At 40.9% G+C, this 13,304-nt stretch carries 12 protein-coding genes and 1 pseudogene; 11 read left to right on the top strand and 2 right to left on the bottom strand.

From position 1 onward, the window contains the following. The first annotated feature begins 38 nt into the window (after nt 1–38). Nucleotides 39–1,007, top strand: coding sequence for a helix-turn-helix transcriptional regulator (locus E0485_RS14110; protein ID WP_132418702.1), 969 nt, complete (start codon nt 39–41; stop codon nt 1,005–1,007). A 28-nt stretch (nt 1,008–1,035) separates the two neighbouring features. Continuing rightward, nucleotides 1,036–1,926: a hypothetical protein gene (locus E0485_RS14115; RefSeq protein ID WP_132418703.1), complete on the top strand. Its 891-nt coding sequence runs from the start codon at nt 1,036–1,038 to the stop codon at nt 1,924–1,926. A 29-nt stretch (nt 1,927–1,955) separates the two neighbouring features. Here the strand turns inward: E0485_RS14115 and E0485_RS14120 are convergent, their stop codons facing one another. Continuing rightward, complete coding sequence (locus E0485_RS14120) at nt 1,956–2,858, bottom strand: cation diffusion facilitator family transporter (RefSeq protein ID WP_132418704.1); 903 nt, start codon at nt 2,856–2,858, stop codon at nt 1,956–1,958. A gap of 332 nt (nt 2,859–3,190) precedes the next feature. Here E0485_RS14120 and E0485_RS14125 point away from each other — a divergent pair, with 332 nt between their 5' ends. Beyond that, on the top strand, nt 3,191–3,589 hold the full coding sequence (locus tag E0485_RS14125; RefSeq protein WP_132418705.1) for a hypothetical protein: 399 nt from the start codon (nt 3,191–3,193) through the stop codon (nt 3,587–3,589). Nucleotides 3,590–3,733: 144 nt separating this feature from the next. Beyond that, on the top strand, nt 3,734–5,134 hold the full coding sequence (locus E0485_RS14130) for an ABC transporter substrate-binding protein (RefSeq protein ID WP_235857580.1): 1,401 nt from the start codon (nt 3,734–3,736) through the stop codon (nt 5,132–5,134). A 64-nt stretch (nt 5,135–5,198) separates the two neighbouring features. Here E0485_RS14130 and E0485_RS14135 read toward each other — a convergent pair whose 3' ends face one another. Then, nucleotides 5,199–5,810: a nitroreductase family protein gene (locus tag E0485_RS14135; RefSeq protein WP_132418707.1), complete on the bottom strand. Its 612-nt coding sequence runs from the start codon at nt 5,808–5,810 to the stop codon at nt 5,199–5,201. Between the two features lie 212 nt (nt 5,811–6,022). Between E0485_RS14135 and E0485_RS14140 the strand changes: the two genes are divergently transcribed. The 7 genes and pseudogenes from E0485_RS14140 to E0485_RS14170 all read left to right on the top strand — a co-directional run bounded on the left by E0485_RS14140 (nt 6,023) and on the right by E0485_RS14170 (nt 13,239). Further along, a complete protein-coding gene (locus E0485_RS14140; protein ID WP_132418708.1) occupies nt 6,023–7,018 on the top strand; it encodes an acrylyl-CoA reductase family protein in 996 nt (331 codons plus the stop codon). Between the two features lie 36 nt (nt 7,019–7,054). Beyond that, nucleotides 7,055–7,669 (top strand): rhomboid family intramembrane serine protease, encoded by a 615-nt coding sequence (locus tag E0485_RS14145; protein ID WP_132418709.1) that lies wholly within the window; start codon nt 7,055–7,057, stop codon nt 7,667–7,669. 189 nt (nt 7,670–7,858) lie between these two features. Continuing rightward, nucleotides 7,859–7,996: a competence pheromone ComX gene (gene comX / locus E0485_RS14150; RefSeq protein ID WP_235857581.1), complete on the top strand. Its 138-nt coding sequence runs from the start codon at nt 7,859–7,861 to the stop codon at nt 7,994–7,996. A gap of 198 nt (nt 7,997–8,194) precedes the next feature. Next, a complete protein-coding gene (locus tag E0485_RS14155) occupies nt 8,195–8,875 on the top strand; it encodes a response regulator transcription factor (RefSeq protein ID WP_132418711.1) in 681 nt (226 codons plus the stop codon). After that, the gene (locus E0485_RS14160; protein WP_132418712.1) at nt 8,876–9,877 is read left to right on the top strand and encodes a sensor histidine kinase; all 1,002 of its coding nucleotides are present in this window, start codon (nt 8,876–8,878) and stop codon (nt 9,875–9,877) included. A 98-nt stretch (nt 9,878–9,975) separates the two neighbouring features. Then, on the top strand, nt 9,976–10,659 hold the full coding sequence (locus E0485_RS14165; RefSeq protein WP_132418713.1) for an ABC transporter ATP-binding protein: 684 nt from the start codon (nt 9,976–9,978) through the stop codon (nt 10,657–10,659). Beyond that, nucleotides 10,656–13,239 (top strand): annotated as a pseudogene (locus tag E0485_RS14170) (ABC transporter permease). Before E0485_RS14165 ends, E0485_RS14170 begins: the two are co-directional and overlap by 4 nt. Nucleotides 13,240–13,304 lie beyond the last annotated feature (65 nt).

The raw sequence follows: 13,304 nt of genomic DNA on the forward strand, positions 1-13,304 counted from the left end.
TGGTTGTTATAATTTGATTTGTTAGGAAGTGCATCTACTTGAGAAAAATCGATCGATTAATGGCGATCTTGCTGGCATTGCTGCAGCGTCGTGAAACAGCACAGTCATTGGCCGACAAGCTGGAGGTATCGAAGCGAACGATTCTTCGCGATATGGAATCACTTGCTGAGATGGGTGTTCCTTTATTTGCAACAGCTGGACCTGGAGGTGGATTTCAGCTCATGGAAGGCTTTCAGCTTCCACCTCTGCAGCTTAGCTCAAGGGAGGCCATGACGGTATTATTTGCCTTACAAGCATTGACGCAGTTGCAAGATTCACCATTCAATCAGGAAAGGTGGACGGTAATTGATAAAATAACGAGCATCCTACCCCAAGATGTCTTGCAGCAGGTTGGACCTTTACTGAATAAACTTACCATGCAAGTTCCGAGACGCAATTATAAGACGCCATACCTCGAAGCCTTGTTAGAAATAACGATCAGCTCCAAGTGGATCAAAGTATTTTATCGATCAGCTAATCATGAACGATGGCTGCAATTGCATCCAATCAAAGTATATACTGCTCACGGATTCTGGTATTGCGAGGCCTATTCGATTACACATCAGGAAGAACGATTATTCCGAATAGATCGTATGGAACAATTGGAAGTGATCGATTCTCCTATGGTAGATGCTCATCTGACGTCTAAAAAGATTTCATCTCCTAATAGCACCCTTGATTCTTGTATCCCCATACGGGCAAGACTGAATTATAAAGCGATGCTGCAAGTCGAGCAGGATGAACATATCGGTGAGCTGATTACAGCGATATCGGAAGATGAATGGGAAGTTCAGTTTCAATGTCGATCTGAAGATTATGAGTGGGCAAAACAACTGTTCTTCTCACTTGGGATGAATGCTGAAGTGATCGAACCGACCTCATTGCGTCATGAAATTTACCATCAAGCTGTGGAATTGTCCATGCGGTATTACAATCATGCATTTGTGAGAGAAGATGGAGATGTGTAAGCAATTGTGAAAAAAAAGGAGCGTTCATATGAAAATATCTTCGGATGTGCTAACGCGTGCTAGAGATTTCATTTATCAGAATGGAAGACTGATTGATCGCAGAAGATTTGAGTTTTTGTGGGGTGATGGTTCTGCGGAATCTGTATTAGCTGTTCTTCGTGGCTATCAGAATGAAGACGGTGGTTTTGGGAATGCACTGGAAAGCGATATTCGTTGTCCAGATAGCCAGCCTGTTGCGACAGAAGTTGCCTTGCAGATTATGGATAGTGTTGGTGTGTATGATTCGAATATGCTAGATGGCATATTACAATACTTGGAATCCATTACGGTTAAGGAAACTGGAGGATTTCCCCGTGCGATCAGCACCTTAAATGCTTATCCTCATGCACCTTGGTGGACAACAGAAGTGGATGGCGTAGCATCTCTTAATCCGACAGGTAGCATAGTAAGTTACTTGTACAAACAGCGGATCAGAACAGATTTCTATGATGCGGCTTGGTTCAAGCAGACGGTAGCCTTTATATGGCAGCACATGGATCAGGTTAATATTCATGATTACCATGATGTCATTCAATGCGTCAATTTCTTGGCTCAAACACCGGAATATGAGAAGAAAGAAGCTTATTTGAACCGAATTGATGGCTGGTTAAGCAATTCTTCGCTTATCGAGCGCGATCCCAAGGCGGAAGGATATGTACATAAAGTATTAGACTGGGCGCCTACAGCAGATAGTTATTGTACAAAATTTATTTCGCAGCAGGATATTGAATTGCATTTGGAATATTTGCTGCAAGGGCAGCAAGAAGATGGTGGTTGGACGATTAGCTGGCCTGTAGTTAGCGAGGCTTGTCTTCTAGACTGGCGTGGCTGGATCACCGTTGAAAGGCTGCGTACGATGAAATCTTATGGCTGGTTATAACCTATAACTCATAAAAGGAAGCCATCCCTTTAAGGACGGCTTCCTTTATAATTAGCGTCTTTCAAATGCATAATACGTTCATGTTCAGGTTCAAGATGGATGAACACTTGTGCCCTAAATAGTGTCTGCTGAATTTGTTTTTCAATTCGATCACAGAGATCATGCGCTGTTTCGATGTCTGTAGACGATGGGACGACCAGATGGAAATCAATATACTCTTCTGGACCGGATCTTCTTGTACGCAAGGCATGGTATTCAATGAATTCATTTTTATAAGATTCGATGATTTCACGTACTTGCTTCTCTTCCTCTTTATCAAGGCGTGTATCGAGCAGTGGCAGGAACGATTCCTTACCTAAAGAGTAGGCTTCTTTCATGATGTAAAGCGCAACGATGATACCGATGATAGGGTCAATCATTTGGAAGTTCGTGAAACCGACGATCAATAAGCTCACGGCAACCCCAAGCGATGAGTATACATCCGTCATGAGATGAAGTGCATTGGAACGCATGGCGACAGAGTTCATCTGCTCTCCAACACGCTTAACGATTCTCCCTACGAACAAATTAGCTGCAGCTCCAATTAGCATAACCGTAACCCCGAGCATGGGCAGGCGGATCGGTTCAGGATGCAATAGTTTATTAACGGATTCATAAATAATCCAAATCCCTGCTACAAAAATAAGAAGGGTTTCTATCGTACCAGCGACATTCTCAAATTTACCATGTCCATAGGGATGATTCTTATCGGGTGGCTTAGATGAAATGCGCACGGAGAAGAATGTAATGATGGATGCCATTAAATCAAGCGAAGAGTGAATCGCTTCTGACATGACGGCAACTGAACCTGTCAGTATACCAACAATTAGCTTAAGTGTAACAACCGCAAAGTTGCTTACAATTGATAAACCAGCTGTTTTGGTGGGCAACAAAGTGATCAACTCTTTTCATTAAATCTCGGTTTCTCTTGTATTATAGAATTCATAACATTCGTGTCATAAATTCTAAGTAATACCTTAAGAAACGCTACCGCCATTAAGGGCGGTAAAGTCGTTTCTTCTGGTATATCATTTATTTTAACTTATCAATTTCGTGTGGGTCTAGAGAAACAGTTTTAGTCCATTTTCAAAAAAGTTGCTGGAGGTTAAAAAGTTGATTATGCGAAAAAATGCAGTCGGAATCGAGAACCCAAGCATCTGCTGAATGTTTGCATATGCTGATCTATGATCTCATTTATAGTGATAGGCTATTGGAGGTGATAGATATGGCTAGTAGACTACGGGGGATGGAAAGAGCGGCTAAGCGTTCAGTTGGTCAACTGGTATGTGTAGCGATTCAGGACGGCAGCTATTATGTTGGTAGAGTAGTAGGTATAGAACATGGAGAGCTGATTCTAGCTGGAGTCAAAGGTAAAAATAAAATTCCGAGAAAAGCTAATTTGAAAGGTAAGGCGCAAGTATCTGGCCTATTCAGCAACTTAATCGGTGGGGCCGGGTTGTTAAAACCCCTTTTGGGCGGACTGGGAGGGGGTTTGCTAAAAAAACGCGGTGGTGCTAAAGCGGCTGGTGGCGGTGCATTTGGTATGATCGGTAAAATCTGGTCAGGTATCCGAATTGGCTTTCGCATGATTAAATTTATATGGCCAATATTTGCTGGTAAATAATCGATAAGTTATTCAAATAAGAGGATCTATTCAAGTCGAAAGATGATGGTAGATCTTTTTTTATGTTTAGTAGACAATTGCCATTATCAAAGTTAGAATAAACATTATATTCAAAAAAATTACATAATAGGAGATGGTAGGGTGATGAAACTCGGCATGCGGGTGAGAACGCTTGTTGTATTATTTTGTTTAATATTCGTTTTTAGCGGTTGCAGCATGTTAGGAGATAGTAGCAAAGATGTAATGGAGAAGCTTGATCCGAAGAAGAATTTTACGATAAAGGTCATGTCACATAATGAACAATACTTTATGCAGCAATTTGGTTACTTGTTCATGGCAAAGTATCCTAATATCGATATAGAAGTCGTCTCAACACAGAAAATGTATGAAGCAAATCAGCAAGAGCAGCTAAAGCCAGAAGAAATGTACCAGAAATTTATTGAGACGAATAAGCCTGATGTGATTGTGGTTTTTCAAGATGTGTTTGAGAAGCTGGCAGCTGATCAGCTGTTCTATGATCTTGATCCCGTAATTGCACAGGATAAATTCGATATTCAGAACATTCAACCTCAAATTATTGATTATTTGAAGTTAAAGGGTGGAGGAAAGCTATTTGGTTTGGCGCCTAAAATCCAAAGTCAAGCCCTCTTCATTAATCGTGATATGTTCAATAAGCACGGCGTGCAGCTTCCAGAAGGACCGCTGACATGGGAAACCGTTCTGAATACAGCTCAGAGATTTCCTACAGACGGCGATGATAAGACAAGAAGCTATGGATTTACGAATCGAGATTATCAGACAGACCCTTATAGTTTAATCGTGATGATTGGTACCGCGGAAGGACTCATCATGCAAAATGAAGGTAAAGCTGCGCTAAATACACCGAGCTGGAAGAAAGTATTTGAACTCGTATCGAATGCTTATAAGACGAATACGATTGTCAATGAAGCGGCTCCTGATATGAATACGACATTCAATTATGAAGACTATTTGATGCGTAATAAATTCACAGCAGGCAGAGCGGCAATGACAATTGGAGATCTATATTTAATTCAGAACATGCGTGAATTGAAAGAGTATAAGAAGGATCTGCAGTTTAATTGGGAAGTTATAAGTCTACCCAAAGATGCTGAATCAACACAAAGAACCAACTTTGATTTAACTGAAATTTTTGCTGTTAATGCCAAGTCGGAGAATCAACGCGCTGCCTGGGAGTTTGTGAAGTATGTGAATAGCGATGAATTTGCGCGGGTTCATGCCAAGACACCGACCGATCTTTGGTCCCGTTCAACTTATTTGAAGAGCATTGATGGTGTTTCATTGGAGCCTTTCTATCAATTATCATTTAATAGCAATGAAATGGTAGACACGGGCGAATATCGTAGTGCGCAATATATGCTTCGCGATGAAGCCAATAAAATTATTGATGAATATTTGACAAATAAGAAAAATATCGATCAGGTGCTTGCAGAGACGAATGATAAATTACAAGCAAATCTAGATCAGATAACGGAGCAAATGAAGAAGAAAGATGAGAAGAAATAATTGAAAATGAATATGCAAAAGGGCTGTTCCCAAGGAACAACCCTTTTTGTATGAATAAATTAAATTAACCCCACTTAACAACATCTTCAAATGGTAAGAAGGAACGTTGTCCTGCTTGTTCTGCCGGCCAACCAAATGGCATTTGAGCGACTAATGACCAGCCTTCAGGGATACCCCATTTGCTCTTCACTTGCTCATCAATTAGAGGATTATAGTGTTGTAAGGAAACGCCGAGTCCTTCAGAGCTTAATACGAGCCACATAGCATATTGCAGCATCCCGCTGCCTTGCTGTGAGTATGCTGGGAAAGCTTGTGCATACGAAGAAAATTGCTCTTGATAGTTCTTGATTGTATTTTGATCTTCGAAGAATAGAACGGTTCCCAGACCAGCACGGAAACCATTCAAACGCTCTTCTGTAGCGGGGAAGTTCTCTGCAGGAACAATTTGACGAAGTGTTTCTTTCACTAGATCCCAAAACTCCTGATGTCCTTCATTCATAAGCACTAGCAAACGACCGCTTTGCATGTTGAATGCAGTTGGTGAGTGAAGCGCTAATTTAACTAATTCCTTAACTCGCTGCTGAGATAAAGCAGGAGAATTTGTAAGTTTACGAATTGAACGTCTTTCTTGAATTGCTTGCGCAATGCTTGCAGTTTGAACTGTAGTTGCTGTCATAAATAAATCCGATCCCTTCTGTAATGAATATGTCATTTTATTATTATAGATAGTATAATGAAATGTTGTCAATTAAAAATATTTAAATTCAAATTGTTTTAATTAAAGATAAATGAAATTAAAACTTTGAGCATCTTCACATTTTGTATGTGGGGATGAATTTGTTATAGTTAAATCAGGACTAATAATAGAAGTAGAAAGGAAGCCCAGTGATGAATCCAACTTTTCGTGCTTTAGTTGTGAATCAAATAAACGAAGATTTTTCATGCCATATACAGCAGCTCCTTATGAATGATTTGCCTGATAGTGACGTTCTTATTAAGGTTAGCTATTCAAGCGTAAATTATAAGGATGGATTAGCCTTGAGTCCGAACGGACGGGTCGTAGCTACATATCCGATGGTGCCAGGGATTGATTTGGCAGGAACGGTTGTTTCGTCCAAAGATAACAGATATAAACAAGGAGATCAGGTGCTGGTAACAGGCTATGGTCTAGGCATATCACATTATGGGGGATATGCGGAGTATGCAGCTGTGCCAGGTGATTGGGTTGTTCCTCTTCCTGCCGGTCTTACGCCGAAGGAAGCGATGATCATTGGAACCGCTGGTTTCACAGCTGCACTATCGATCCATCGATTAGAACAGAATGGCATGCAGCAAGGTAAAGGCAAAGTGCTTGTAACAGGTGCAAGCGGCGGAGTGGGCAGCCTTGCGATAGCTATGCTATCTAAGCTCGGTTATGGCGCAATTGCAAGTACAGGCAAAGAATCCGAGCACGAATTCCTAAAGCAGATCGGCGCTGAGGAGATTATTTCGCGCGAAGCAATAGGAGCGGGTAACCATAAGCCGCTAGATCGGCAGACATGGGCGTATGCCATTGATCCAGTCGGCGGTAAGACACTCGCAGCCATAACGAGCAAGCTGATCTATGGCGGCTCGGTTGCCGTGAGCGGATTAACTGGAGGCAGTGAGGTTCCGACTCATGTTTATCCTTTCATATTAAGGGGAGTTAGTATTCTGGGAATTGATTCTGTAAATTGTCCAATGGAATTAAGAACCGCAATCTGGAAGCGACTTGCATCGGATATGAAGCCTGCCAATTTGCATCAAATTGGCTCAAAGGAAATTCGGCTAGAGCAAGTTCCAGAAGCTGTAACGGCTATTTTCCAGGGCAAGGTACGTGGTAGAATCGTAGTATCACATGTATAGATAACCTAAGTCATTGTGTAAGGAAGGAGTGAGAGAATGTTCTCACGCACGGAGAGTTTAAAGCAATATCTTAAGCTTTATCCCATTACATCGGGAATTATTATTGTTAATTTGCTGATGTTCGGGATCATGTCAATTGTGGGTTCAACGAAGGACGGGTTGACACTTTATAATTTTGGTGCGATGTATAGCTCATCTGAGGCAGAGTTATGGCGCTATTTAACGGCTGTATTTATCCACATCGGGTTTGCTCACTTATTCTTTAACTGCTTTACCTTATATGTATTCGCACCGCCTTTAGAACTGATTCTAGGTAAAACCAGATACGTAATCTTCTATTTGTTAAGTGGTGTTGCAGGTAATCTGGCGACTGTACTGCTTGAACCAGACGTTGTTATCTCAGCAGGGGCTTCTGGTGCGATATATGGGCTCTATGCAGCGTATCTCTTCTTGGCGATCTTCCGCAAAGAGTTCTTCCCGAAGCAAATGAAACAAATGATCATAATCATCATTGTCATGGGATTTGCTTATTCCTTTATTGTTCCTGAAGTAAATATATACGCACATCTGGGCGGCTTCGTAGGAGGATTTGCTGTCTTGGCGGTAATGGTTCTGTTCATCAAGCGCAAGCAACGCAAGCGATCACAATAATTGGATGCGCTTGGACTTGAGTCTAACATAAAGAAGTAGGAATTCCATAATTTTGAATAAAGACCGCAAGCGATTGCGGAAGACCGCAAAATGTTTTCGGTGCCACCTTATCTTGATTATGCTACATTGAATTAAAGGGACCCTTGGAACAATCCTTAATCAATGAGGTGAATACGTTTGTTGCGGAAAATGGTTCAATACCTGATACGCAATCCGGATATTGTCGCTCTTGTAGCCAATGGTCAAGCAAGCTTAGTTGGCGTATCAGCAATACAACAGCAAGCTCTAATTGAAGTGTTCGACAACAAGGATATCAAAAGCGCTTAACCATCTCAACTCTAAATATGCATAAGAAAACGAAGAGGCTGTCCCAAAAGGGACAGCCTCGTTTCTTCTTTCATCCAAATTCCGACTTATACTTGTTTTTTGCAACACTACTGGAATTGTGATGTAATAAACGTGTTGTGTAAGTCAGCTTTATAAGGTTTTATCTAGAGTAAAACAAAAAGTTAGGATGATCATCAGATGAAAATTTTGCTTGTGGAAGATGATAAAACAATCGCATCTGGACTTGAATATTCATTGCAGCAAGATCATTATTCTACGGTGCTTTGCTTTGATGTTGCCTCTGCGAAAAAGATGTTAGAGGAAGGTTTAGAGCAATTCGATTTATGTTTATTCGATTTATCCCTTCCGGATGGAAGCGGCTACGATTTATGTAGGATTGTGAAGCAGCGAAGCGATATTCCCGTTATTTTTCTTACTGCGATTGAGGATGAGGTTAATGTCGTAATGGGGCTTGATATGGGAGCTGATGATTATATTACCAAGCCATTTCGTATTCGGGAGCTTTTATCTAGGATCAAATCGGTTTTAAGAAGATACCATAAACAGACGCAAACCAATACCATAGAGATCGATCAGATCCGAATCAATGTGCTCGAAGGAAAGGTTTATAAACAAGGCAAAGAAATTACGTTAACTGCTTTAGAATACCGCTTATTACTCATCTTTGCTAACCATGTCGGACAGGTGCTCTCCAGAAATCAGCTTTTGGAACAAATTTGGGATGTAGCGGGAGATTTCGTGAATGATAATACATTAACCGTTTATATCAAAAGGCTGCGGGAAAAATTGGAGGATCATCCGCAAAACCCGACTCTAATCAAAACGGTGCGAGGACTTGGCTATAAGGTAGGTGATTAGATGCTGCGTAACCGAGAATATCAACTTGTATTATTTGTGATGTGTTTACTCAGTTTACTTGGAATTATTGCAGCGTCTTTCATATCGGCCATTGCCATGATCCTCATTGCCATTATCTCAGCTTTACTTATTGCAAGTAGTTTATTTTTTACGAGTTGGAGATATCGTGAAATAGCTAAGTTATCAAGCTATTTGCGTCAAATTAGTAGCGGTGATTATTCGCTAGATGTTCGTGATAATGAAGAAGGCGAGCTTAGTATTCTAAAGAATGAAATTTACAAAGTGACGCTCATGCTATCTGAGCAGAGCTCTATTTTAAAGCAAGATAAAATCCAGCTTACAGATGCTATTTCGGATATATCCCATCAGCTCAAAACCCCGATTACCTCTATGATGGTGATGGCTGATTTATTAACTGATGCCGAGCTGCCAGTTGAGAAAAGAATGGAATTCACACACAATATTCACGTTCAGCTGGAACGGATTAAGTGGCTTGTTTCTTCGTTATTAAAGTTATCCAAAATCGATGCAGGAACGGTGCAATTCAAACAAGAACCTGTATCCGTGTACAAGCTTTGCCACAAAGCGTTAGAGCCATTACTGATTCCAATAGACATTAAAGAACAAGCCGTTTCGATAAACGGGGACCAAACAATCTCTTTCCTTGGTGATCTTAATTGGAGCGTAGAAGCAATGATCAATATTCTGAAGAATGGTGTTGAGCATACGCAAGAAGGCGGTAACATCGACATTACTTTTGCAGAAAATGCGCTGTTTACGGAAATCGTCATTGCCGATAACGGACCGGGAATCCCGAAGGAGGATTTACCCTATATTTTCAAGCGTTTTTATAAGGGCAAGAATGCAAGCGAAGAAAGCATCGGTATTGGTCTTGCTATGGCTCACAGTATTATTACAAGCCAGAATGGACATATCGTTGTTCAAAGTGAGAAGGGAAAGGGTACACAGTTTCGGATTAAGTTTTACAAGCAAGTTATTTAGGATGACCGTTATGTGACTAGGTAGTCATATTACATTCACCTGAAAGTCATTTTAGACAGATATACTAAACCCATTATCCGAATAGTGGAGGTTTAACCATGGAAATTTTACGAATAGAACATCTGTCTAAAGTGTATGGCAAAGGGGAAACAGCCGTAAAGGCGCTTGATGACGTTTCATTATCAGTAAAAAAAGGGGAGTTTGTCGCGATTATCGGACCATCTGGTTCGGGGAAATCAACACTCTTGCATATGCTCGGCGGTGTGGACAGGCCAACAAGTGGCAAGGTATTTGTCGATAACACAGACATATATAACCTGAATGAAACGCAGCTTGCGATCTTTAGGCGCCGGCAGATTGGCTTGATTTATCAGTTCTATAATCTGATTCCGGTCCTAACGGTTGAAGAGAATATCACACTGCCCTTGCTGCTTGATGAACATAAGGTGAATAAGAAGCACCTTGATGATATCGTAACAACATTAAATTTACAAAATCGCTTAAATCATTTGCCGAATCAGCTTTCTGGGGGACAGCAGCAGCGGGTTTCAATTGGCAGAGCGCTGGTTAGTAATCCTGCCATAATGCTGGCAGACGAGCCGACAGGTAATTTGGACAGCAAGAATAGTGAAGAAATTATTGATCTACTCAAAATGTTTAATCGAACCTATAATCAGACGTTGATCATCATTACGCATGATGAACGGATTGCGCTGCAAGCGGATCGAGTCATTGCGATTGAAGACGGGAGGATCGCCAAGGATGAGGTGACCCGTCCATGAATATTGTCAATAAATTAACGATAAGACATTTGAAACAGAACAAAAAACGGACGCTTGTTACCATTATTGGCGTCATTATATCCGTTGCGATGGTGATGGCTGTTGCAACTCTCGGCATCTCTTTTATGAATTTAATGCAAAGACAGTCGATCGTAGACAACGGAGAATGGCATGTTCGTTATAAAGATGTGAACAAAGCTCAGCTTCAAGCGGTTAAAGCAGATGAAGCAACACAAATGGTAGTAATCTCAAGGGATCGAGGCTACGCTCCTTTAGAAGGGGGACGTAATCCCAATAAGCCCTATTTATTTATCAGGGAATATAGTACACAAGGCTTTGCACAGTTTCCGATTGAACTAAGCCAGGGAAGGCTTCCGCAAGCAAGCAATGAAGTCGTTATCTCGGAGGAAATTGCAAAGGGTGCTAAAGTGGATTACAAGATTGGTGATACTTTCACACTTGAGGTTGGTGAAAGATTTGCAGAAGACAAAGAGGATATACAGCGAGCACTTACACAGAATGACCCCTTGCGAATCGGGGATGATCAGAATGCGGAAACCTTAAAGAATACCGAGTCAGCAAGTTACACTGTGGTAGGCATCATTAAGCGTCCAACATGGGAACAGACCTGGGCTCCTGGTTATACCATCCTATCTTATGTTGATGAGAAATGCTACGATTGTGTTAAACAAGATCAACAGCAACTTATATACGCATGCTGAAGATTTAGCTAAGGCCAATGCAATCGATCCAGAGTCTATTGTATTTAACAATGATTTATTGCGTTATTACGGTATAACGAATAATGATGGTTTGCGGAGCACGCTTTATTCCTTGACTGCAGTCATTATGACGGTCATTGTTATTGGGTCGGTTTCGTTGATCTACAATGCATTTGCGATTTCCGTTTCGGAACGTTCGCGTCATTTAGGTATGCTTTCAAGTGTGGGGGCGACCAGAAGGCAGAAGCGAAACTCGGTGTTTTTTGAGGGAATGGTCATCGGTGTGATCTCTATCCCTATTGGAATCATCTGTGGCCTTGTGGGAATTGGCATCACCTTTATGTTCATTAACTCAATGGTTCAAGGAGCATTAGGATTAACAGAGAAATTTATAGTGATCATTACGCCTTTATCGATAGTAGCTGCTTGTGCGATCTCGATCCTAACCATTTTCATTTCAACGTATCTGCCGGCCATGAAGGCTTCTAAGGTCTCTGCTATTGATGCAATTAGGCAGACAACAGATATTAAGCTGACTGGCAAAGCGGTCAAAACATCGAAGCTCATTCGCAGGTTGTTCGGAATTGAAGCGGAAATCGGCTTGAAGAACCTAAAACGAAATAAGCGCAGATACAAGGCAACCGTGTTTTCACTTGTCATCAGTATTGTTCTGTTTCTGGCCGTTTCCTTTTTCACCTCTAGCATGACCAAATCGGTTGAGCTGTCGCAGCATGGTGTGAATTTCGATATTCAGGTCTATTTGGGTAATGAAGACAGAACAACCATTGATCCATTGATACAGTCCATAACAACCCTACAGAATGTAACAGAAGCTAGTGTTATACAAAACATGGGTGTATCCTCTCTGATTGAAGAAGCATCACTTGCACCAGAATTGCGAGAGCGGGTGAAGATGGATAATAGCATGCTTAAGGACGGAAAATTACCTTATCAAATTGAGGTTAATGCACTAAATGAAGAGAGTTTGCGAGCATATGCTACAGCTATCGGTGCAGATTACGAACAGCTAGTTGACCCAGAACAATTAGCCGCGATTGTAATTGATACGACTATTTACGAAGATATGATAGCAAAGAAATATGTTGAAACAAAAGCCATCAATACGAAGGTTGGCAATAGTCTTGATTTAATTTATACAGGTGGGCTAACAGATAAATGGATAAACTTAAACCAAGTGAAGATTGCTGCTCTGACCGATCAACTTCCTATGGGTATTCTATCTGTAGGAGTAGGTAATTTAAATATCATCGTCTCTGAAAAGGTCATGAATCAACTGATTGATGATCAGATAAGAAGCGGAATTCAAACGTTTATCTATCTCAAGAGTACAGATCCAATGAATACACAGCGACAAATTGAGGAGATCAAAGAAGGTCGTATGTCTGTTTACAATATGTATCAAGGTAGACAACAGGAAGAACAAATGATTATGCTCATGTCTGTATTTACTTATGGCTTTATCGTATTAATTACGTTAATATCGATTGCCAACATATTCAATACAATCTCCACGAGCATATCACTGCGCAAACGTGAATTTGCAATGCTTAAATCCGTTGGAATGACACCGCATGGCTTTAATAAAATGATGAATTATGAAAGCATCTTCTATGGAATAAAGTCGCTGCTCTACGGGCTTCCGCTCAGCATAGTAGTGATGTATTTGATCCATAAGTCGGCGATGTACACCTTTAGCTACCGATTCACACTTCCCTGGACAGATATTCTGTTTGTCATCGCTGCTGTGTTCGTCATCGTTGGTGCAGCAATGCTGTATTCCAGTTCAAAAGTGAAAAAAGAAAACATTATTGATGCCTTAAAGCAGGAGAACATATAGTTAATATTTGTCAAACAAAAAGAAACCTATTTTTGAATATTTACGTGAAAAAGGAGCTGTTCCCT

The organism is Paenibacillus albiflavus (genome assembly GCF_004344915.1).
Lineage (GTDB): Bacteria > Bacillota > Bacilli > Paenibacillales > NBRC-103111 > Paenibacillus_AM > Paenibacillus_AM albiflavus.